This window comes from Luteimonas mephitis DSM 12574, from assembly GCF_000422305.1.
In the GTDB taxonomy this organism is placed as follows: Bacteria; Pseudomonadota; Gammaproteobacteria; order Xanthomonadales; family Xanthomonadaceae; genus Luteimonas; species Luteimonas mephitis.
The window spans coordinates 144,880-166,524 of record NZ_KE383817.1; the positions used below are offsets into that span (position 1 = coordinate 144,880).

General features: G+C 70.2%; 21 protein-coding genes. 7 read left to right on the top strand and 14 right to left on the bottom strand.

The features are described from left to right. Positions 1-148: 148 nt before the first annotated feature. Positions 149-2,203 carry a 3-hydroxyacyl-CoA dehydrogenase NAD-binding domain-containing protein gene (locus H570_RS0114370; RefSeq protein WP_027081348.1) on the top strand — a complete coding sequence of 685 codons (2,055 nt, stop codon included), beginning with the start codon at positions 149-151 and terminating at the stop codon, positions 2,201-2,203. Positions 2,204-2,380: 177 nt separating this feature from the next. Here H570_RS0114370 and H570_RS17760 read toward each other — a convergent pair whose 3' ends face one another. From H570_RS17760 to H570_RS0114435, 13 genes are all read right to left on the bottom strand, one after another. After that, positions 2,381-3,064: a 2OG-Fe(II) oxygenase gene (locus H570_RS17760; protein ID WP_051176451.1), complete on the bottom strand. Its 684-nt coding sequence runs from the start codon at positions 3,062-3,064 to the stop codon at positions 2,381-2,383. 68 nt (positions 3,065-3,132) lie between these two features. Further along, positions 3,133-3,492, bottom strand: a complete 360-nt coding sequence (locus H570_RS0114380) for a PilZ domain-containing protein (RefSeq protein WP_027081349.1) — start codon at positions 3,490-3,492, stop codon at positions 3,133-3,135. A gap of 186 nt (positions 3,493-3,678) precedes the next feature. Next, complete coding sequence (locus H570_RS0114385) at positions 3,679-4,623, bottom strand: DNA polymerase III subunit delta' (RefSeq protein WP_027081350.1); 945 nt, start codon at positions 4,621-4,623, stop codon at positions 3,679-3,681. Continuing rightward, the gene (tmk, locus tag H570_RS0114390) at positions 4,620-5,279 is read right to left on the bottom strand and encodes a dTMP kinase (protein ID WP_027081351.1); all 660 of its coding nucleotides are present in this window, start codon (positions 5,277-5,279) and stop codon (positions 4,620-4,622) included. Before tmk ends, H570_RS0114385 begins: the two co-directional genes overlap by 4 nt. Further along, on the bottom strand, positions 5,276-6,331 hold the full coding sequence (mltG, locus tag H570_RS0114395; protein WP_051176452.1) for an endolytic transglycosylase MltG: 1,056 nt from the start codon (positions 6,329-6,331) through the stop codon (positions 5,276-5,278). The genes tmk and mltG overlap by 4 nt, the downstream gene beginning before the upstream one ends. A 126-nt stretch (positions 6,332-6,457) precedes the next feature. Next, positions 6,458-7,807 (bottom strand): aminodeoxychorismate synthase component I, encoded by a 1,350-nt coding sequence (locus H570_RS0114400; protein ID WP_027081353.1) that lies wholly within the window; start codon positions 7,805-7,807, stop codon positions 6,458-6,460. A 299-nt stretch (positions 7,808-8,106) separates the two neighbouring features. Further along, complete coding sequence (gene fabF, locus H570_RS0114405) at positions 8,107-9,342, bottom strand: beta-ketoacyl-ACP synthase II (protein ID WP_027081354.1); 1,236 nt, start codon at positions 9,340-9,342, stop codon at positions 8,107-8,109. Positions 9,343-9,517: 175 nt separating this feature from the next. Next, positions 9,518-9,757 carry an acyl carrier protein gene (gene acpP, locus H570_RS0114410; RefSeq protein WP_027081355.1) on the bottom strand — a complete coding sequence of 80 codons (240 nt, stop codon included), beginning with the start codon at positions 9,755-9,757 and terminating at the stop codon, positions 9,518-9,520. 145 nt (positions 9,758-9,902) lie between these two features. Next, positions 9,903-10,646 (bottom strand): 3-oxoacyl-ACP reductase FabG, encoded by a 744-nt coding sequence (gene fabG / locus H570_RS0114415; protein ID WP_027081356.1) that lies wholly within the window; start codon positions 10,644-10,646, stop codon positions 9,903-9,905. Between the two features lie 104 nt (positions 10,647-10,750). Further along, positions 10,751-11,692 carry an ACP S-malonyltransferase gene (gene fabD / locus H570_RS0114420; RefSeq protein ID WP_027081357.1) on the bottom strand — a complete coding sequence of 314 codons (942 nt, stop codon included), beginning with the start codon at positions 11,690-11,692 and terminating at the stop codon, positions 10,751-10,753. A gap of 205 nt (positions 11,693-11,897) precedes the next feature. Then, the gene (locus tag H570_RS0114425) at positions 11,898-12,893 is read right to left on the bottom strand and encodes a beta-ketoacyl-ACP synthase III (RefSeq protein ID WP_036136442.1); all 996 of its coding nucleotides are present in this window, start codon (positions 12,891-12,893) and stop codon (positions 11,898-11,900) included. 126 nt (positions 12,894-13,019) lie between these two features. Continuing rightward, complete coding sequence (rpmF, locus tag H570_RS0114430; RefSeq protein ID WP_027081359.1) at positions 13,020-13,214, bottom strand: 50S ribosomal protein L32; 195 nt, start codon at positions 13,212-13,214, stop codon at positions 13,020-13,022. Between the two features lie 136 nt (positions 13,215-13,350). Continuing rightward, complete coding sequence (locus tag H570_RS0114435; RefSeq protein ID WP_027081360.1) at positions 13,351-13,869, bottom strand: YceD family protein; 519 nt, start codon at positions 13,867-13,869, stop codon at positions 13,351-13,353. Positions 13,870-13,995: 126 nt separating this feature from the next. On the opposite strand from H570_RS0114435, the gene H570_RS0114440 reads away from it, so the two are divergent. Then, complete coding sequence (locus tag H570_RS0114440) at positions 13,996-14,370, top strand: hypothetical protein (protein WP_027081361.1); 375 nt, start codon at positions 13,996-13,998, stop codon at positions 14,368-14,370. Then, positions 14,370-14,942: a Maf family protein gene (locus H570_RS0114445; RefSeq protein ID WP_027081362.1), complete on the top strand. Its 573-nt coding sequence runs from the start codon at positions 14,370-14,372 to the stop codon at positions 14,940-14,942. The genes H570_RS0114440 and H570_RS0114445 overlap by 1 nt, the downstream gene beginning before the upstream one ends. 129 nt (positions 14,943-15,071) lie before the next feature. Here the strand turns inward: H570_RS0114445 and H570_RS0114450 are convergent, their stop codons facing one another. Then, positions 15,072-16,916, bottom strand: coding sequence for an ArnT family glycosyltransferase (locus tag H570_RS0114450; RefSeq protein ID WP_036136445.1), 1,845 nt, complete (start codon positions 16,914-16,916; stop codon positions 15,072-15,074). Positions 16,917-16,965: 49 nt separating this feature from the next. On the opposite strand from H570_RS0114450, the gene H570_RS0114455 reads away from it, so the two are divergent. From H570_RS0114455 to H570_RS0114470, 4 genes are all read left to right on the top strand, one after another. Further along, a complete protein-coding gene (locus tag H570_RS0114455; protein WP_027081364.1) occupies positions 16,966-17,919 on the top strand; it encodes an AAA family ATPase in 954 nt (317 codons plus the stop codon). 161 nt (positions 17,920-18,080) lie between these two features. Next, positions 18,081-19,049, top strand: a complete 969-nt coding sequence (locus H570_RS0114460; protein ID WP_027081365.1) for a DUF58 domain-containing protein — start codon at positions 18,081-18,083, stop codon at positions 19,047-19,049. Further along, positions 19,033-21,021: a transglutaminase TgpA family protein gene (locus H570_RS0114465; RefSeq protein ID WP_084500290.1), complete on the top strand. Its 1,989-nt coding sequence runs from the start codon at positions 19,033-19,035 to the stop codon at positions 21,019-21,021. The genes H570_RS0114460 and H570_RS0114465 overlap by 17 nt, the downstream gene beginning before the upstream one ends. A gap of 55 nt (positions 21,022-21,076) precedes the next feature. Next, positions 21,077-21,565: a Slp family lipoprotein gene (locus H570_RS0114470; RefSeq protein WP_027081367.1), complete on the top strand. Its 489-nt coding sequence runs from the start codon at positions 21,077-21,079 to the stop codon at positions 21,563-21,565. The last annotated feature ends 80 nt before the right edge of the window (positions 21,566-21,645 follow it).

Here is a 21,645-nt window from a genome sequence, read left to right on the forward strand (position 1 = left end):
CTCACCCACTTGGGGCCGGGTCGCGCCTGCCACAAGCCATGCAGGCCCGAACGGCGCACGAATGGCGCGTTTCAAGCGCCGATTTGACGCCGATCGAACATCATCTGGATGATAAGGGGCTCCCAGGCACCGTAACGGAACAAACCCCATGATTGCAGGGCTCGACGGACTGCGCTTCAGCCACTGGCAAGCCGAGCAGCGCGAGGACGGCATCGTCGTGCTCTCGTTCGACCGCGCCGGCGAGTCGGTCAACACCTTCGCCCAGGACGTGCTGATCGAGCTGGAGGCGCTGATCGAGCGCCTCTCGCTGGACCCGCCCAAGGGCCTGGTCCTGCGTTCGGGCAAGGCCCGGGGCTTCATCGCCGGCGCCGATATCCGCGAGTTCGCCGAGTTCGACGCCAAGGGCACGATCGGCGACTCCATCCGCCGGGGCCAGCAGGTATTCCAGCGCCTGGCCGAACTGCGCTGCCCCACCGTGGCCGCGATCCACGGCTTCTGCATGGGCGGCGGCACCGAGATCTCGCTGGCCTGCGACTACCGGGTGGCCTCGAACGACCCGTCCACCCGCATCGGCCTGCCGGAAGTGAAGCTGGGCATCTATCCCGGCTGGGGCGGCAGCGTGCGCCTGCCGCGGCTGGTCGGCGCGCCGGCCGCGTTCGACATGATGCTGACCGGCCGCACGCTGTCGGCATCGGCGGCGAAGGCGATTGGACTGGTCGACAAGGTGGTCGAACCTGCGCTGCTGGTGGATACCGCCGTGGCACTGGTGCTCAAGGGCGCCACGCGCCCGTTCAAGCAGCGCTTCCTCGCCTGGATCACCAACACCTGGCCGGCGCGGCAGATCCTGGCGCCGCAGATGGCCAAGCAGGTCGCGCGCAAGGCGCGCCGCGAGCACTACCCTGCCCCGTATGCGCTGATCGAAACCTGGCGCCGCAGCAGCGGCGGCACCCAGGCGCTGCTGGCCGCCGAGCGCAAGTCGGTGGTCAAGCTGGCCGGCACGTCGACGGCCCGCAACCTGACCCGCGTGTTCTTCCTGCAGGAGCGGCTCAAGGGACTCGGCGGCAAGGACTCGAGCATCAGGCGCGTGCACGTGGTCGGCGCCGGCGTGATGGGCGGCGACATCGCCGCGTGGTCGGCCTACAAGGGTTTCGAAGTGACGCTGCAGGACCGCGAGCAGCGCTTCATCGACGGCGCGCAGGTGCGCGCGCAGGAACTGTTCGCGAAGAAGGTTAAGGACGAGGCGAAGCGGCCTGAAGTCGCCGCGCGGCTGAAGTCAGACCTCGCCGGCGACGGCATTCCCGATGCCGACCTCGTCATCGAGGCAATCATCGAGCAGGCCGAGGCCAAGCGCGAGCTCTATGCGACGGTGGAGCCGCGGTTGAAGGCCGACGCGTTGCTGACGACCAACACTTCGTCGATCCCGCTGACCGAACTGCGCGGGCACATCCAGCGCCCGGCGCAATTCGCCGGCCTGCACTACTTCAACCCGGTGGCGCTGATGCCGCTGGTGGAAATCATCCACCACGACGCGATGGCCCCGGAAACCGAAAAGCGCCTGGCCGCGTTCTGCAAGGCGATCGACAAGCTGCCGGTGCCGGTGGCAGGTACGCCCGGCTTCCTGGTCAACCGGCTGCTGTTCCCGTACATGCTCGAAGCGGCGACCGCGTATTCGGAAGGCATCCCGGGCGCGGTGATCGACAAGGCGGCGGTGAAGTTCGGCATGCCGATGGGGCCGATCGAACTGATCGACACCGTCGGCCTGGACGTTGCTTCCGGCGTCGGCCAGGAGCTGGCGCCGTTCCTCGGACTGCAGATCCCGCCCGCGCTGGCGTCGCCGCCCGAGCCGGGCAAGCGCGGCAAGAAGGACGGACAGGGTCTGTACGCGTGGGCGGACGGCAAGCCGAAGAAGCCGGAAGTGCCGAAGGATTACAAGACGCCCGGCGATCTCGAGGACCGGCTGATCCTGCCGCTGCTCAACGAAGCGGTCGCCGCGCTGCACGACGGCGTGGTGGCCGACGCCGACCTGCTCGACGCCGGCGTGATCTTCGGCACCGGCTTCGCCCCGTTCCGCGGCGGCCCGATCCGGTACATCCGCGAGACCGGCGCCGATGCCGTGCTGGCCCGCCTGCAGGCGCTGCAGGCGACGCACGGCGACCGCTTCGCGCCGCGACCGGGATGGGATTCGCCGGCGCTGCGCGACTGAGGCACAGGCATTCCGGGAACCCGAATCCCCGTAGGAGCGGCCCATGGCCGCGAGCTTTCCAGTTTGCAACCCATCCCGGCTTGCCACCTGCCTAGGCTTGCCACCCGTCTCCGCTTGCCACCTGCCTCGGAAAAGCTCGCGGCCATGGGCCGCTCCTACGGCAGGCGCCGGCGGCTTTCAGCGCCGGAACCAGCCTGCGATGCTGTAGCGGTCGTCGCCCGCCCAGGGCGCGACCAGGGTGACCTGGTGCATCTGCGGCACCCGGAACAGGCTCAGCGAGTTCCAGTGCGGCACGAACGTCTCGGCGATGTCGCCGCTGTCGCCGAAGAACTGCAGCTGCCCGCCCCAGTCGGCCCGCCAGTTGCGGCCGAGGTTGATGACGTAGGCGAACGCGCGGTCCTCGTCGGTCGCGCTGTCGTTGTGCATGTTGAGGAAGTGGCCCTGCCGGTAGCGTGCGGCCATCGCGCTGACCATGCGGATGCGGCTGTCACCGGTGAGCTCGTGCGTGAACGCGATGAACTGCGGGCTGTTGAGGAACTCCAGCACCACGTGCAGGAGCAGGCCGGGGTCGCGGCCGTCGCGCAGCGCCTCGACCATGCGATAGCGGTCGAACACGAACTCGAAGCCGTCGCGCGCCCGTGCATACGCCGCGCGCAGCAGCTCGCCGTCCTCGCGCGGCGCGGGCGGAGGCCCTTCCGGCACCAGGTCGGCGCGCTGCGACACCTCCCAAGGCACCTCGCGCTCGAGGCATTCGCGGATGCGCTCGGCGGCCGACGCCTGCAGGAAGTCGCGGATCTGCACGCGACCGCGCTGCAGCAACCGGGTGCGCCAGGGTCCTGTGTCAAGTTCGTTGCTGATCATCGTCGCGATCGCCAGGCCGGTGGCCGCGCCAGGTCCGGCAACAGGCCGGATGCACGCGGCGCTCCGGGTTACATGGTGTGGGTCTGCTTGTCCGCGCCGAGCGCGCCGGCGAGCAGGGTTTCGATGCGGCCCTTGACCGTCTCGCCCTCGGGCGTGTCGGCAAACTGCACGCCGACACCGGCGGTACGGTTGCCCTGGGCGCCGGTCGGCGTGGCCCAGACCACCTTGCCGGCCACAGGCAGGCGTTCGCTGGACTCGGGCAGGGTCAGCAGCAGGAACACCTCGTCGCCAAGGAAGTAGCGCTTGGGCGTGGGCACGAAGATGCCGCCATGCTTCAGGTACGGCATGTAGGCGGCGTAGAGCTGCGCCTTGTCCTTCACCGCCAGCGACAGGATGCCTTGCCGCGCGCCGCCTGGTGTTGCCGTCATGTCATCGCTCTCTCATTGTCGTGTTGCCATCCGTGGCGCGGATCGATCGGCTTGCGGATCGCCCTGCCCCACATCGCGCGAGGTGCGTTCGCCCGGGACGCGGAAGATGCTTCGCAACCCCCTGGACTGCCCCGTTGCCTGGCGCCGCGCACCGCAGCCTGCTGCCGGGGATCGGCCAGATGCCCCTCACCCGCGCCACGCCAGCAGCAATTCGGCAACCGCGAGGTCAGCGCGCACCGTGGTCTGCAGCAGTTCGCGGGTCCGGTTGGCGGCGTCGAACCAGGCGGCCAGCTTCCGCATTCGCGCTGGCGCGGTCAAGCTCGCCGCTTCGGCCACGGCGAGGTCGGCGGCGTGGCGCAGGCGCATCGCCGTATCGTCGCCGGCGGTCCAGCGCTGCGCCGCCTCGACGGCCCCCAGGTCGCCGCGCGCGAGCTTGGCGAGGTCGGCTGCAACTTCACGCCGCAGTGCGATGCCGCCATCGTGAAGCCACGCATCTGCCAGCCCGGGATGGCCTCGTGCGGCGTCGAGTGCTTCGTCCGCGGCCTTCTGAGGGTGTCCCTGCGCCTGCAGCCAGGCCCGCGCCTCGTCACGCGGCGGCAGCCGGAACTCGAGCCGCTGGCAGCGGCTGCGGATGGTCGCCGACAGCTTCTCCGGGCGCGCGCTGACCAGCCACAGGTGGCGGCCCGGCACGGGCTCCTCCAGCGTCTTGAGAAGGGCGTTGCTTGCGGCGTGGTTGATCATGTCGGCCGGATCGATGATCGCGACCTGCGCGCCGCCGAACTGCGGCGTCAGCGTCAGCTGTTCCGACAGCGCGCGGATCTGTTCGATGACGATCTCGGTGCGCAGCTTCGAGCCGTCCCTGGTCGGGATGAACGAGATGTCCATGAAATCGGGATGGGTGCCGGCCACCATCAGTTCGCAGCCCCGGCACTTGCTGCAGGGCGCGCCGCCGGCAACCGGCTGCGTGCACATCAGGCGGCGCGCCAGTTGCAGCGCAACAGCATGCTTGCCCATGTGCACGGGGCCGCAGAACAGCTGCGCGTGCCCGAGTTTGCCGGCGTCGAGCGCGACAGCCGCATGGTCGTGGACGCGCTGTTGCCACGGAGCCAGCACGGGATTCGCGTCGCTCATGCGGCGCCATCCCGCCACGCGCGCAGCTGTGCGACCGCCGCGGTGGCGACCGCCTGCGCCGGCTGCGAGGCGTCGATCACGCGGAAGCGCTGCGGCTCGGCCGCGGCGCGCGCGCGATAGGTGGCGCGCACGCGTTCGAAGAATTCGTCGCGTTCGCGCTCGATCCGGTCCGGACCGTTGCCTCCGGGCGCCAGGTCGCGGCCGCGGGTGCGCTCGCGCCCCTGCGCCACGTCCACGTCCAGCAGCAGGGTCAGGCCCGGCTGCAGGCCGACCACGCGGCGTTCGAGCTCCGCGATCAAGCCGACGTCCAGCCCGCGTCCGCCGCCCTGGTAGGCGTAGCTTGAATCGGTGAAGCGGTCGCTGATCACCCATGCGCCGCGTTCGAGCGCGGGCGCGATCGTTTCGCGCACGTGCTGCGCGCGCGCGGCGAACATCAGCAGCAGTTCGGTTTCGGCGGCCGGCGGTTCGTGTGCCGGATCGAGCAGCAGATTGCGGATCATCTCCGCCAGCGGCGTGCCTCCCGGTTCGCGGGTGTTGACCACTGCCACGCCCTCGGCCCGCAGCGCATCGCGCAGCGCGTGCAGCACGGTGGTCTTGCCGGCGCCCTCGCCGCCTTCCAGCGAGACGAAGCGCGGATGGGATCGCAGCGCGGTCATTTCGGGCCGTACTGCGCGCGGTAGCGGCGGATGTATTCGCGCACGGCGGCCTGGTGTTCGGCGAGCGTCTTCGAGAACACATGCTTGCCGCTGCCGTCGCCGACCGCGACGAAGTACAGCGCGTCGCCGTCGGCCGGGTGGGTGACCGCCTGCAGCGCGTCGGCGCCGACCATCGCGATCGGCGTTGGCGGCAGGCCGTCGCGGGTGTAGGTGTTGTACGGCGTGTCGGCGAGCAGGTCGGCCTTGCGCAGGTTGCCCGCGTACGCGCTGCCCATGCCGTAGATCACCGTGGGATCGGTCTGCAGGCGCATGCCCAGCTTGATCCGGCGCAGGAACACGCCGGCGATCTGCGCGCGCTCGCTGGCGATGCCGGTTTCCTTCTCGACGATCGAGGCGAGTACCAGCGCCTCGTCCTTCGACGCCAGCGGCAGGTCCGCGGCGCGCGACTGCCACGCGGCGTCGAGCGCCTTGTCGAGCGCGGCATGCGCTCGCTTGAGCAGGTCGAGGTCGCTGTCGTTGCGGGTGTAGGCGTAGGTCTCCGGCAGGAAGCGCCCTTCCGGGTGCTGCCCGGGATGGCCGAGCGTCTTCATCAGCGCCGCGTCGTCGAGTTCGGCGGTTTCCTGCCGAAGCGGCCGGGCCTTGGCCAGCGCGGCGCGCAGCTGGCGCACGTTCCAGCCTTCGACGATCGTGAATCGATAGGAGAGCACCTTGCCGTCGCGCATCCGCAGCAGCAGCGCGCGCGGCGTGGTGCCCGGGTCCAGCGGATACTCGCCGACCTGGATCTTGCCCGCGGCCTGGAGCTGCTTCGCCAGCGCCTGCCATTCAAGGTCATGGCCTTCGGTCACGCCGCTGTCGCGCAGCCGCTGCAGCACCTTGGCGAATGAATCGCCGCGCTCGACCACGACACTGTCGCCCGCCTGCAGCCCGGACAGCGGCGTGTCGACGAAAGCGGTGTAGCGGTCGTAGGCCCAGTAGGCCAGCGCGCCGACCAGCAGCGCGGACAGCACGAAGAAGGCCCGCAGGCCGCGCCCGCGCTTACGTGGAGCGCTCACGGCGCGGGACCCATGGAAACGATGATCGGATGCATGGGCTCAGGATACCGTTCCGCGCCACTTCGTAGGAGCGCCCCATGGGCGCGACCCCGCCGCCGCGACGTTCGGTCGCGCCCATGGGGCGCTCTACGGGCCCAGCGCACGCAGCATCCCGCGCGCCTTGGCGCGGGTTTCGTCGAGTTCACCCTGCGGGTCGGAGTCGGCGACGATGCCCGCGCCGGTGCGGAAGCGCAGTTCCCTGCCCTCCAGCTCCGCGCTGCGGATGAGGATGTTCAGGTCGAGGTCGCCGTCGCGGTTCAGCCAGCCCATCGCACCGGTGTAGGCGCCACGGCCGACGCCTTCGAGTTCGGCGATCACCTGCATGCAGCGCACCTTCGGGCAGCCGGTGATGGTGCCGCCCGGGAACACCGCGCGGATCACGTCGCCAGGCGTCGCATCGTCGCGCAGGCGGCCGCGCACGTTGCTGACGATGTGGTGCACGTGGGCGTAGCTTTCCACCGCCATCAGCTCGTCGACCTCGACGCTGCCGGGCACGCAGACGCGGCCCAGGTCGTTGCGCTCCAGGTCGACCAGCATCACGTGCTCGGCGCGCTCCTTGGGGTGGCCGACCAGTTCGCGGATGCGCGCGCTGTCGTCGTCGCCTTCGAAGCGCGGGCGCGTGCCCGCGATCGGCCGCGTCTCCACCACGTCGCCGCGCACCGACACCAGTCGCTCCGGCGAAGCGCTCACCACGGCCCAGCCATCGCCTGCGAACAGCCCCGCGAACGGCGCCGGGTTGGCCTCGCACAGGCGCGCGTGCAGGCGCGCAGGATCGAGTGGCGCATCGAACCCCGCCGTCCAGCCGCGCGACAGGTTGGCCTGGAAGACGTCGCCGGCGGCGAGGTAATCGAGGATGCGCGCGACGCCATCGATGAACGCGCCAGATGGGTCTTCGATGCAGCTGCGCGGCGGCGCCCACGGTGGCATTGCGGGCATCATGCTTGCCGCTTCGATGTCGCCGGCAATGCGGTCGAGCATCGCACCATGGCCCGTTTCCGCCACCATCACGCACTCCCCGGTGGCGTGGTCGCGCAGCACCGCGGCGGGGCATCGCAGCGCGAGCGCAACCGGCAAGTTGCCGCGCGCACCGGGCAGGCGAAGCACCGGCTCGACCTGCCCGGCCAGTTCGTAGCCGAGAAACAGCGCCCAGCCGCCGCGGAACGGCCAGCGCGGCTCCTCGCGCGGCAGGCGCAGGTGCTGCCATCGTCCGTCCAGTGCGGACAGGAACCCGCCCTCGATTCCCGCGCCGGCGGCATCGCGCACCAGACCGTCCGCGTGCAGCGACAGCGCATCGCCGTCGCGCGCGAGCAGCATGTCCCAGCGTCCCTGCGCGGTGCCAAGGGCCGCCGATTCCAGCAGCAGCGGATAGCGCGCCGGCGCGAGCCGGTGCAGGGCCAGAAAGTCTGTGCCGGGAGCGAGCGTTCGGGTGACTAGCATCGGTGGCGACCTGCCTTGCCTGCGTGGTGGTGGAACCCGTACGCCGAACGACGCCCCGGGTCCCCATCCCGCGGGCTTGAGCTGCCTGCAGCCACCGAGGGGTAGTGATCCATGGACGTTCGCGAACGCGCCTGGGCCGCCTCGACGTGGCGTTCCGCGGGAGAGGCACGTCGCTGGATGCCCGCCTTCGCGGGATGACGATCAAAATGATGCGGGATCGCAGCGACGAGCGCGGGAATGAAGGCGGCGACGGCGCTCCCTCGCCGCCCTGTTCCCCGGCAGGATCGTGGCGAATTTCCTCAGACCCGCCGGAACACCAGCGAACCGTTCGTGCCGCCGAAGCCGAACGAGTTCGACATCGCGAAGTCCACCTGCTTCTCGCGCGCGGTATTGGGCACGTAGTCCAGGTCACAGCCCTCGGACGGATTGTCGAGGTTGATCGTCGGCGGGATCACGCCGGTGTGTAGCGCCATCGCCGAGAACACCGCTTCCACGCCGCCGGCCGCGCCGAGCAGGTGGCCGGTCATCGACTTGGTGGAGCTGACCATCGTCCTGTAGGCGTGTTCGCCGAGCACGCTCTTGATGCCCATGGTCTCGGCCAGGTCGCCCGCGGGCGTCGAGGTGCCATGCGCGTTGATGTAGCCGACCTGCGAGGGGTCGATGCCGGCGTCGCGGATCGCGTTGCGCATGCAGCGCGCGCCGCCCTCGCCGTTCTCGCTGGGCGCCGTCATGTGGTAAGCATCGCCGCTCATGCCGAAGCCGGCGAGCTCGGCGTAAATGCGCGCGCCGCGCTTCTTCGCGCGCTCGTACTCCTCGATCACCAGGATGCCGGCGCCATCGCCCATGACGAAGCCGTCGCGGCCTTCGTCCCAGGGACGCGATGCGGCCTGCGGATCGTCGTTGCGGGTCGATAGTGCCTTCATCGCGCAGAAGCCGCCCACCGAGGTCGGCGTGGTCGCGTACTCGGCGCCGCCGGCGATCATCGCCTCGGCCTCGCCGTACTGGATCATGCGCATCGCCAGGCCGATGTTGTGGGTCGCGGTGGTGCACGCGGTGACCGCGGCGATGTTCGGGCCCTTGGCGCCGGTCATGATCGAGACCTGCCCGGCGATCATGTTGATGATGGTGCTGGGCACGTAGAACGGCGAGACCTTGCGCGGGCCGCCCTCGTGGTACTTGATCGTGGTTTCCTCGATGCCCTTGAGGCCACCGATGCCGGCGCCGATCGCCACGCCGATGTTCTCGGGATCGGCGGCGATGTCGAGCCCGGCGTCCTGGATCGCCATCATCGAGGCAGCCACCCCGTAATGCACGAAGGGGTCCATCTTCTTGATGTCCTTCGGCGCGATCCACGCGGCGGGATCGAAGCCTTTCACCTCGCCGGAAATGCGCGTGGCGAAGGCGGAGGCGTCGAAGTGGGTGATCGGGCCGATCCCGGAACGGCCGTTGGTGATGCCGTCCCAGCTCGAGGCCAGGTCGTTGCCGACCGGCGACAGGATGCCGAGACCCGTGATGACGACGCGACGCTTGGACATTGCAGGCTCCGGTTGCGGGTTCGATTGCGATGCGCGCGCCGCGCCGCGGCGGATGCGCGCCAGAAACGCCCGAGGCCGCAAGCGCGGCCCCGGTCAGTCACGACACGGCGGCAGGAAACGGGTTCCTTGCCGCCGTGCAGGCCCGGCGCAGGTGCCGGGCATGGTCCCAAGGACGTCAGGCCTTGACGTGGGCCTTGATGTAGTCGATCGCCTGCTGCACCGACGTGATCTTCTCGGCTTCCTCGTCCGGGATCTCGCACTCGAATTCTTCCTCGAGCGCCATCACCAGTTCGACGGTGTCCAGCGAGTCGGCACCGAGATCGTCGACGAAGGAAGCGCTGTTGCTGACTTCTTCTTCCTTGACACCCAGTTGTTCGACGACGATTTTCTTGACGCGTTCTTCGATGCTGCTCATTGGCTGTTGGCTCCGGTGGAGGCTGTTTCGGTGGATAGTGTAAGGGAAAGCCGGGCCACGAACACTGACTCGCGGCTTCCTTTTCGTTCAAGGGCTTGCGCCCCGTTTTTTGCGGAAAGTCCGGGCTTTGGCGGCCCGGCGAGCGTCACGGCATGTACATCCCGCCGTTGACGTGCAGGGTTTCACCGGTGATGTAGGACGCAGCCGGGCCCACGAGGAAGGCGACCGCCTGCGCGATGTCGGCCGGCTCGCCGAGGCGGCCCAGCGCGATCTGTTCGACCAGCGCCTGCTTCGAGGCCTCGGGCAGGTCGCGGGTCATGTCGGTGGCGATGAAGCCCGGCGCGACCACGTTGACGGTCACCCCGCGGCTGCCGATCTCCTTCGCCAGCGACTTGCTGAACGCGATGATCCCGGCCTTGGCCGCGGCATAGTTGGCCTGGCCCGCGTTGCCGGTCACGCCGATCACCGATGCGATGTTGACGATGCGCCCGCGGCGCGCCTTCATCATGCCGCGCATCACCGCCTTGCAGCTGCGGTAGACGCTGGTGAGGTTGGTGTCGAGGATCGCCTGCCAGTCTTCGTCCTTCATCCGCATCAGCAGGTTGTCGCGGGTGATGCCGGCGTTGTTGACGAGGATCGACACGCTGCCGAAGTCCTTGCCGATGGCGTCGATCAGCGACTCGATCGCGCCGGCTTCGTTGACGTCGAGCTTGCGGCCGTGGCCGCCCGAAGCCGCAAGGCGTCCACCGATGGCCTGCGCGCCGGCATCGCTGGTCGCGGTGCCGATGACGGTCGCGCCGCGCGCGGCCAGTTCGTCGGCAATAGCGGCGCCGATGCCGCGGCTGGCGCCGGTGACCAGTGCGATTTCGCCTTGCAAGACCTTGTCCATCACTGCTCCTCAAAAAGCTTCAGCCACGGATGACGCGGCAGCGTACGGATGATTCGGAGCAGACAAGCTCCATCCGTGCGGCCCGTATCATCCGCGGCAGGAATTCATTTCCAGTCCGCCAGCGCGGCCTCGAAGTCACCCGGCGTGCCCAGCGCGCGCGCATCGAGCGTCTTGTCGATGCGCCTGGCCAGGCCGGTGAGCACCTTGCCGGGACCGCACTCACCCAATCGCGTCACGCCGCGCGAGGCCAGCGCCTCGATCACGCTGGTCCACTGCACCGGCAGGTACAGCTGCCGCACCAGCGCATCGCGGATCGACTGCACGCCCTCGTGCACCTCGGCATCGACGTTCTGCACGATCGGCAGCCGTGGCTCGCGCCACGACAACCCGGCCATCGTCTCGGACAGGCGATTGGCCGCCTCGCGCATCAGCGGGGTATGCGACGGCACGCTGACGGCCAGCTTCACCGTCTTGCGCACGCCCTTTACCGCCAGCAGCGCCAGCGCGCGGTCGACCGCGGCCGCGTGGCCGCCGATGACGATCTGCCCCGGCGAGTTGTAGTTGGCGGGCACCACGACCTCGCTGCCCGAAGCTTCGCTGCAGGTACTGCGCACGAGCTCATCGTCGGCGCCGATCACCGCCGCCATCGCGCCGCTGCCGGCAGGCGCGGCTTCCTGCATCAGCTGGCCGCGGATGCGCACCAGGTGCGCGGCATCGCCCAGCTCCAGCATTCCGGACGCGACCAGCGCGGTGTACTCGCCGAGGCTGTGGCCTGCCAGCACAGCCGGCATCGCGCCGCCGCGCTGCTGCCACAGGCGCCACACCGCGACGCCGGCCGCGAGCAAGGCCGGCTGCGTGTACTCGGTGCGGTTGAGCTGTTCCTCCGGCCCCTGCTGCGACAGCGCCCACAGGTTGACGCCAGCGCCGTCGGACGCTTCGATGAAGGCCTCGCGCACCAGCGGGTGCAGCTCGGCGAGCTCGGCGAGCATCGCCAGCGACTGCGAGCCCTGGCCGGGAAACACGAATGCGAGCGTGGAAGCGGTCAAGCGCCGATCCTGCGGAAAAAGCGAGCCGCGATGATACGGGCGAACCGTCGCCAATGTCTGTACCCGGGCGTATTGACGGGGAGCCGGGATTGGGGATTGGGGATTCGGGATTGGAAAAAACACCAGGGCCGCAATCGCTTGCGACCCTGTGCATCCGGGAACCCGCTTTTGCGAATCCCCGATTCCGAATTCCGGATCCCGGTCGTCAGTAGCGCAGCAGCGCCGAGCCCCAGGTGAAACCGCCGCCGAAGGCTTCCAGCAGCAGCATTTGCCCGCGCTCCACCTTGCCCGAGCGGATCGCGGCGTCGAGCGCGAGCGGAACCGAACCCGACGACGTGTTTCCGTGCTTGTCGACGGTGACGATGACGCGATCCATCGGCATGTCCAGGCGCTTGGCCGTCGCCTCGATGATGCGCAGGTTGGCCTGGTGCGGGATCAGCCAGTCGATGTCATGGCGATCCAGTCCGTTGGCTTCGAGCGTTTCGTCGACGATGGCGTCGAGCGCCTTGACCGCGTACTTGAAGACTTCGCTGCCGGCCATGCGGATGCGCACGCCGGCGTTCTTCTCGTTTTCCTTGAAGCCGACCGAGACGCCGACCGGGTTCCAGAGCAGTTCCTTCTTGCCGCCGTCGGCGTGCAGGTGGGTGCTGAGGATGCCGGTTTCGTCGTCGGCCTTGAGCACGACCGCACCGGCACCGTCGCCGAACAGCACGCAGGTGGTGCGCTCGCTCCAGTCGACCATGCGGGTGAGCGTTTCCGAACCGACCACCAGCACCGTCTTGGCGCTGCCGGTGCGGATGAACTTGTCGGCCACCGAGAGCGCGTAGACAAAGCCCGAGCACGCGGCGTTGACGTCGAACGCCGCGCAGCCGTTGGCACCGAGACGGTGCTGCAGCAGGCAGGCGGTGGACGGGAAGACGAGGTCGGGCGTGGTGGTGCCCAGGACGATCAGGTCGAGTTCCGACGCGTCGACGCCGGCCGCTTCGAGCGCGCGCACGGAAGCATGGTAGGCCAGGTCGCCGGTGGTCTCGCCCTCGGCTGCGATGTGGCGTTCGCGGATACCGGTGCGCGAGGCGATCCACTCGTCGCTGGTATCGACGAACTTCGCCAGGTCGTCGTTGGTCAGCACCTTTTCCGGCAGGTAGCTGCCGGTGCCGGCAATCCGCGAATAGATACGCTGGTTCGAGGCCTGCTCGCTCATTTCGGTGTTGCCCTCACGTGGATCGTGCCGGCGCGTGCCGGCGGACGAACAGCACGCCGGGACCGCTGCTGGGCAATGCTGCAAACCTCGACCGCGCCCCGCCGCTGGCGGCGGGGCAGGCGCGGATCAATCTTCCTCGACGACCTGCGCCTTCGGCACGATCACCTGCTTGCCGCGGTAGTAGCCATCGGCGGTGACATGGTGGCGCAGGTGAGTCTCGCCCGAGGTCGGGTCGGTCGACAGCTGCTTGGCGGTCAGCGAGTCGTGCGAACGACGCTGGCCACGACGGGCGGGGGAAACGCGGGACTTCTGCACAGCCATGGGATTGCTCCAGAACGGATTTGTCTGACTACGAACTTGTTCAACGACGGATCGGCCCGACCACGGGTTGCGCGGGGCATCCGCGGCCGGTCCAACGATATTGCGTGTGTTGCGGTTGAATCTGGTTGGGTGACGCCTAGTGTTTCTTCAGGTCCTGCAGCGCGGCGAACGGGTTGGCGCGGAGTTCCTCGTCTGCCTGCACCGGCCAGTCGCGCTCGACCGCCTCCGAGCCCGGCTGCACCGGCACCACCGGAATGGCGAGGATCAACTCGTCCTCGACAAGCTCCGCCGGCCGCAGCATCCCGTCCTCGGGAACCTGCAATGCCTCGTAGCCCTCCGGCAGCGCGGCTTCCTCGACCTCTTCGTCGCCACCGGCGGCGATCAGGCCCAGCCGCTGCACGATGGCCACCGGCAACTCGAACCGTTGCAGCGTACGCTGGCATTGCAGCGGCAGCGCGGCATCGATCCGCAGTTCCACGTACGGCACCTGCAGCGCATCGCGGTCGAACTGCAACGCGAACGCCACCTCGCCTTCGCAGTCGAGCAACGCATCGCGCAGGCGCGGCATCGCCGACAACGGCAGGCGCCCCGTGAAACCGCGCCGGGCCGCGACCATGCGCCAAGCGTCCAGGATCTCGGGGATATCTGTGGACATAAGCCGGAGAATGTTAAAGAGCGCCCTGCCGGGTGTCAAACGCCGCCAGTCGCGGCAGACCGCCGCCCCAAAAACGGATTTGCCCGTCCCGGCCGCCCCGGGGCAGACTGCGGCCTCGCCTGCCGGATGCCCGCCTTCTTGACCCCGATCCTCGTGCTGCTGGCCGCCCTCGTCGTGGTCCTCGCCCTGGTCGTGCTGTTGCACCGCCGCCGGGGCGGCGAGCGCCAGCGCGCGCTCGGCCAGCTGCTGGACGCCGCCGACGGCCTGGAGGCGCGGTTGCGCGACGCCCGGGCCGAAATCGAGGCGATCGCCGGCAGCGACGGCAATCCGGTCCGCGAGGCCATGCAGGAGATGCTGCGCCAGCGCCTGTGGTTGCAGCAGTACGGCGGCGGCGCCTCGCTGGGCCAGCTGCGCTCGGTCCGCGATTCGATCGAGGCCGCGCGCCGGCGCATCGACCAGCAACTGGTGCAGATCGAGCGGGCCCGCGCGCCCCTGCCATGATGCCGCTGGTCCTCGCCTCGACCTCGCCCTACCGCCGCGAACTGCTCGCGCGCCTGCGGCTGCCGTTCGACACCCGTCGCCCGGAAGTCGACGAAACCCCGCTCCCAGGCGAAACCACGACGGCGCTGGTGACCCGACTGGCGCTGGCGAAGGCCGAAGCAGTCGCCCGCCAACGCCCCGACGATTGGGTCATCGGCTCCGACCAGGCCGCCGAATTCGACGGTGCCCCGCTGGGCAAGCCCGGGGACCGCGAGCGGGCCATCGCCCAGCTCCTGGCGATGTCAGGCCGTGCGATCGCGTTCCGCACCGCGGTCGCGGTGGTGGGCCCCGACGGCCGGCGCCTGGCCGCGCTGGACACGACCACGGTGCGCTTCCGGTCGCTGGCGCGGGAGGAGATCGCCCGCTACGTCGACGCCGAGCAGCCGTTCGACTGCGCCGGCAGCTTCAAGTCCGAGGGGCTTGGCATCGCCCTGTTCACGGCGATCGAATCGTGCGATCCGACCGCGCTGGTCGGCCTGCCGCTGATCGCCACCGCGGGACTGCTGCGCGAAACGGGCTTCGCGCTGCCCTAGGCCGCCGCCGGAACGGCAACGGCGCAGGAGCGACCCATGGCCGCGGGTCCCTGATCTCGCCGGGCGGTCGTCGACGAGCTCGAGGCCATGGGCCACTCCTGCCGGGCCACACCGCAGCCCCGGCCCGCCTCACGGGATCGTGATCGGCTCCTCGCGCCAGTCCTCGACGCTGCCGTCGCGGCCGTGCAGGCGCAGGCCCAGCCAGTGCCGCCCGGGCGGGAACGCGCCGACGTCGATGCGGGCGCGAAAACCGACTTTCGGATGCTGCGGGTCGGTGGAGATTTTCCAGTACGTGGCCGCGCCCGGGTTCTCCAGGCCGTATTCGGCCTTCGCCACCGGCTTGCCGTCGAGCAGCACTTCCACGCCGGACAGCCCGACGCCGTCCTTGAATGCCCAGCCCGTGACCTCGAAGGCACGCCCGACCTGCGCCCCCGCCACCGGCGCGTCGATCCACGCCATCGCCGGCGTTATGCACGCCGCGCCTGCTTTCGCCGGCTTGCCGTCGAATTCGAACAGCATGTAGCGCTGCGCGCCGTGGTCGATGTTGAGTGCGCGCGTCTTCGGCAGCGGCCCGAGCTGCGCGCACAGCGCGTGGTAGCGCTGCAGCAGGTTCTTGTATTCCACGTCGGTGGCGCCGACGACGAGCAGGGTCGGCCGGTCGAACCGGTGTTCCCGCTGCAGCCCCCACAGTCGCAGCTGCGGGGCGCGACCGTGCTCGCGGTTGAGCGGATGGTCGAGCACGGGGATGTCCGGCTCGCCCAGCGCGAAACCCAGTTCGGCGCCGATCTTGAAGTTGCCGGCCACGATCTGCGTGCCCTCCGGCATCCGCGCGCGCTGTTCGCGCACCACGCCGGCCAGTACGCTCCACCCGGCGAAATTCGACGGATACCATTTCATTGCCGCCGACTGTTCGCGCAGCGAAGGCGTCGACACGGCGGCGAAGTAGCCCAGCACCGCGACCAGGCCGCAGCCGGCGACCGCCCAGGTCAGGCGCCGCAGCCACGGTGACCAGCCCGCGAGCACGGCCGGCAGCAGCGGCAGCAGCGCGAGGTATCCCGGCAGCGGCCAGTGGAAACTCACCCGCTTGGTGTCGGCGAAGAAGCCGAGCACGAAGAAGCCCAGCACCACCAGTCCGCCAAGCCAGGCGAGATAGCGGCGGCTGTCGGTCGCCCATCCGCGGCGGCTCGCGGCCGCCATCAGGGCGACGAACAGCGGCGGCGTCACCAGCAAGCCCTGGATGGCCAGGAACAGCAGGCCGTCGGCATGGAAGGCCCATGGATGGCGATCGACCAGCTGGAACCGCAGGCCGGCCTCGGCGTTCTCCATGTTCCACGCCATCAGCGGCGTCCATGCGGCCGCACCGAAGGCGATCGCGATCCACACCCGCGGGTCGGCGAGCGCGCGGCGGCCGGCGGGCATCGACAGCAGCACCACGAAACCGACGCCGATCACCGCGATGAAGCGGTAGTGGCTGAGCGCACCGATCGCCAACCCCGCGCCGAGCAGCAGCGCGGCGCCGTCGCTGACGTTGCGCAGCAGGCGCGCGCCGGCGTCGACGCACAGCAGCGTCGCCAGCGCCATCGGCACGTCGGGCAGCGCCAGCAGGCCCAGCGATCCGGCCAGCGGCAGCAGCAGCGCGGCGATGCCCGCGAGCCAGGCGTGGCGCAGGTCGAACTCGCGCGCGGTGATCCGCACCACCAGCCACGGCAGCACGGCGGCGATCGCCAGGAACGGCGCGCGCAGCGCGAGCCTGCCTTCGCCGAACATGAAATCGCCAAGCCGGATCAGCCACGCCGTCAGCCCGGGCAGGTCCGAATACGCCCACGACAGGTGCCGGCTTTCCTGCCAGTAGAACGCCTCGTCGACGAACAGCGGCAGGCGCGCGGCCATCGCCACCTTGAGCAGTGATATCCCGGCCCACAGCGCGATGAACAGCACGCGCACGTCGATCGTTTTCCCGGTCCGTTCCCGCATCCCGATGCGACCTCGCTACACTCGGCTTCTTCCCATGGAGCGACGACGCATGACCGCAATCCCCGCACAGCGGCCCATGCTAACCGACGGCCTGCGCGATGCGGTGAAGCGCGCGCAGGAACAGGTCAACACGCTGGTGCTCGGCAAGCCGCACGAGGTACGGCTTGCGTTCGTGGCGCTGCTGTCCGGCGGACACCTGCTGATCGAAGACCTGCCCGGCCTGGGCAAGACCACCCTGGCCCACGCCATGGCGGCCACGCTCGGGCTCGGTTTCCAACGGGTGCAGTTCACCTCCGACCTGCTGCCGTCGGACATCGTCGGCGTGTCGGTGTTCGACGCGCAGGCGCAGCGCTTCGAATTCCACCCAGGTCCAGTGTTCGCGCACGTGCTGCTGGCCGACGAGATCAACCGCGCGCCGCCGCGCACGCAGAGCGCGCTGCTCGAAGCGATGGCCGAACACCAGGTCACTGTCGACGGCACCACGCACGCGCTGCCCGACCCGTTCTTCGTGATCGCGACCCAGAACCCGGTGGATCTTGCAGGCACCTATCCGCTGCCCGACTCGCAGCTCGACCGCTTCCTCCTGCGGCTCACCCTGGGCTATCCGGACGAAGGCGCCGAACGCGCGCTGCTCGCCGGCAGCGACCGCCGCGACCTGATCGCGCGGACCCTCCCGGTGCTCGGCGCCGACGACGTGCAGGCGCTGCGAGCGGCGGTCGCCGACGTCCACGCCAGCGAAGCCCTGGTCGGCTACGTGCAGTCACTGCTGGCGCGCAGCCGCCACCATCCCGGGGTGCGGGTGGGGCTGTCGCCGCGCGCGGGCATCGCCCTGCTGCGCGCGGCGCGCGCGTATGCGCTGCTGCTCGGTCGCGCGCACGTGCTGCCCGAGGACGTGCAGGCGCTGTTCCCTGCGGTCGCCGCGCACCGCCTCGTCGCCGATGCCGACGCCGGCGGCGGACATGCGCTGGCCAGGGCGATCGTGCACGGCGTCCGGGTGGATTGAAGGCCGGGACTGGGGATTGGGGATTGGGGATTCGACAAGGCATGAAGCAGCGCGGCGGCATCGACGGTGGCCGGGCCCCAAGGGCGCAAGAAGTGCATTCCTCCCGCCAGTCATCGGCAGTCGCCAGTCCGGCGCCCCACCGGCAATCCCGCTTCGCCTCCCTGCGGCGACGCGCGTTGGCGTGGGCGCGGCCGCGTCATCCGGAGCCGTTGCCGGTGCTGCTCGACCGCCGCCGCGTCTACATCCTGCCGACCGCGTTCGGCGGATTCTTCGGGCTGCTGCTGCTCGCGATGCTGGTCGGCGCGCTCAACTACAACAACAACCCGGCGCTGCTGTTGGCGCTGTTGCTCGCGGGCGCGGCCAACACTGGGCTGTTCGCCGCGCACCTGCAGCTCAGCGGCCTGCAGATCGTCGCGATCGTCGCCGAGCCGGTGGCCGCAGGCACGCCGCTGCAGCTTGGCGTGCACGCGCGCGCAACGCCCGAGCGCTCGCGTCGCGGCTTGCGCGTCGAATGCCTGGGCTCGGCCGGCGTGCTCTCGCTCGACAACGGCGCCGGCACCGCGACGCTGGAGATCCCGACCGTGCGCCGCGGCTGGCTCGACCCCGGGCGCCTGCGCATCTCCACCACGCGTCCGCTCGGCCTTGCCCGCGCCTGGGCCTGGGTGTGGCCGGAAGCGCCGCTGCTGGTCTACCCCGCGCCCGAAGCCCACGGCCCGCCGCTGCCCGAAGGAAGCGGCGACAGCGCGCAGGCGCGGCTGCACCCGGCCGGCGACGACGTCCACCACCTGCGTGCCTATCGGCGCGGCGACGCACGCCGGGCGATCGCTTGGAAACCGTCAGCCCGCCACGGCACGCTGCTGGTGCGCGAATACGAGCAGCCGCTCGGCGCCGACCTCGTGCTCGACTGGCATGCGCTGCACGCGCTGGCCTGGGAGGACCGTATCCGCCGCCTCGCGCGCTGGGTCGACGAGGCCGAGCGCGCGAACCGTCGCTGGCAGCTGCAGCTGCCGGGCCAGCCGGCGCTGGGCCCGGCGCGCGGCTCTGACCATCGCCATGCGTGCCTGCGCGCGTTGGCGCTGATGCCCGGGCCGCTGCACGAAGCGGGAGGCGGCGATGTCGACGCGCGCTGAGCCCCTGCCCGCCAGCGCATCGAAGCCCGCCGCTGCGCAATCGATCGCACTCGATCCGCAAAGCCGACGGTGGACGCTCGCGGCCGCGGCCACCTGCCTGCTTCCACTGCTGCTGCAGCTGCCTGCCGCGATGGCGATCGTGATCGCCGTGCTGGGCTGTGCGGTCGCCGCGACCACCCGCCGCCACCGCCTGCCGGGCTGGCTGCGCGTGCTGCTGGCGCTGGCGCTGCTGGGCTACGTGATGGCCAGCTCGCACTTCTCGCTGGGCCGCGACACCGGCTGCGCGCTGCTCGCGGCGATGCTGGCGATCAAGCCGGTGGAACTGGCCAGCGTGCGCGATGCACGCAGCCTGCTCGGCTTTGCGCTGTTCGCGCCGTTCTCCACGTTCCTGCTCGACCAGGGCCCGCTGTCGCTGGTGCTCGCACTGCTCGGCGCAACGCTGGCGCTGGCCGCGCTGCTGCGCCTGGCGGACCTGGAATCGAGCGAAGCCGCGCGCACGCTGCCACCGTGGCACCGGCTGCTGGGCGTGTGGCGGCTGGCCGCGATCGGGCTGCCGCTGGCGTTGGCGGCGTTCTGGCTGTTCCCGCGCATCGCAACGCCGCTGTGGGGCGTGCCGGAGCGCGTGCTTGCGCGCCCGGGCCTGTCCGACCGCATGTCGCCGGGCGACTGGATCGATTTCATGAACGACGACAGCCCGGCGTTGCGGGCGACTTTTTTCGGCCCAGCGCCCGCGCCTTCGCAGATGTACTGGCGCGGCCCGGTGCTGTGGAACTTCGACGGCCGCACCTGGACCGCCGCGCAGCAACTGCAGGCCCTGCCGCCCGCCCCGGTGACCCATGCCGCGCGCACCTGGGACTACGAGATGGCACTGGAGCCCACCGAGCGCCGGCAGATGGTCGCGCTCGAACTGCCCGTGCAGGCGCCGGAAGGCACCCGGCTCGCCGTCGACTACGGCCTGTACACGTCCCTTCCACTCAACTCGCTGAGCCGCTGGCGCATGCGGTCGGCAGCATCGGTGGAGTTCGAAGCGCAGCTGCGCGCGCCGCTGCGCGCGATGGCCCTGCGCCTGCCCGACGGCTACAACCCGCGCACCCTGGCGCTGGCACGGAAGTGGCGTGGCGAAGCCGGCGCAAACGATGCCGCGATCGTCGAACGCGCGCTGTCATGGATCCGCAGCGACTTCGCCTACACCCTGGCCACGCCGCTGCTCGGCCGCCACTCGGTCGATGAGTTCCTGTTCGACCAGCAGGCCGGCTTCTGCGAACACTTCAGCTCGGCGTTCGTGGTGCTGATGCGCGCGGCCGGGATCCCGGCGCGCGTGATCACCGGCTACGCCGGCGGCTACCACAACCGCTACGGCGACTACTGGCTGGTGCGCAAATCAGATGCCCATGCCTGGGCGGAAGTCTGGCTGGAAGGTCGCGGCTGGGTGCGCGTGGATCCGACCGCCGCGGTCGCGCCCGAGCGCATCTACGACACCATCGATGATCGCGCCACCGGCAACTTCGGCGCCGGCCTTGCGCCGATGCGCGACATGGGCGACTGGCTGCGCCGCGGCTGGAACGATTTCGTGCTCGGCTTCGACGCCGCGCGCCAGCAGCGGCTGCTGCAGCCGCTGGGCATCGAGCGCCTCGACCAGCGCGCGCTGATCGCCCTGTTTGCAGCAGCGGCGGTGGTTGCGATCGCCTGGATGCTGTGGCTCACCGCCCGCGCCGAGCGCGAACGCGACCGCCTGCTGCGCGCCTGGCACCGCCTCGGCAGGCGCTACGCGCGCCTTGGCCTGGGCCGCGCGCCACACGAAGCCGCCGGGGACTGGGCCGCGCGCGTCGTCGCTGCCCGCCCGGGCTCGGCGGAGCTGGCGTCGCTCAGCGCGCGTTTCGCCGAATGGCGTTACGCTGGCGGCGACGGGCGTACACAGGGGCGGCGCGAACTGGACGGACTGGTCCGCGCACTGCGAAGGCATCGTCCCTGATTCGCCGCATTCGATCACCGCCGCATTCGAATCAAACGCTCCCGGAGAGACCCGCATGAACGTCCGACTGCTCGCCGTGGCCTGCCTCGCCAGTGCCCTGCTCGCCGCCTGCGCCACCCAGCCCAAGCCGCTGCAGGGCGAGTTCAACCCGATCACCCCGCGCGACGCCGCCGAACAGGACAGCACCGGCGCCATGGTGCGCTGGGGCGGGCGCATCGTGCAGGTCGAACCGAAGGAGAACCGCACCTGCTTCGAGATGATCTCCACCCGCCTCACCGCCAACGGCCGCCCGTACTGGGCCGAGGACGACACCGGCGGGCGCTTCATTGCCTGCCGCGCCGGCTTCTACGATCCGGCGATCTTCGAGAAGAACCGCGAGGTCAGCTTCACCGGCCGCATCGACGGTTACGAGAACCGCCGCATCGGCGGCTACGACTACCGTTTCCCGCACGTCGCCGCGGACGTGGTCTACCTGTGGCCGGTCCGCGAACGCGTGAACGTGGTGACGCGCCCCGCCCCATGGCCGTGGTGGGGCTGGTGGTGAACCGCAACTTGCCGGCTTGAATGAAAACGCCCGGAGTTCCGGGCGTTTTTCATGACGCGCGAGTGATGCATGGATGTCAT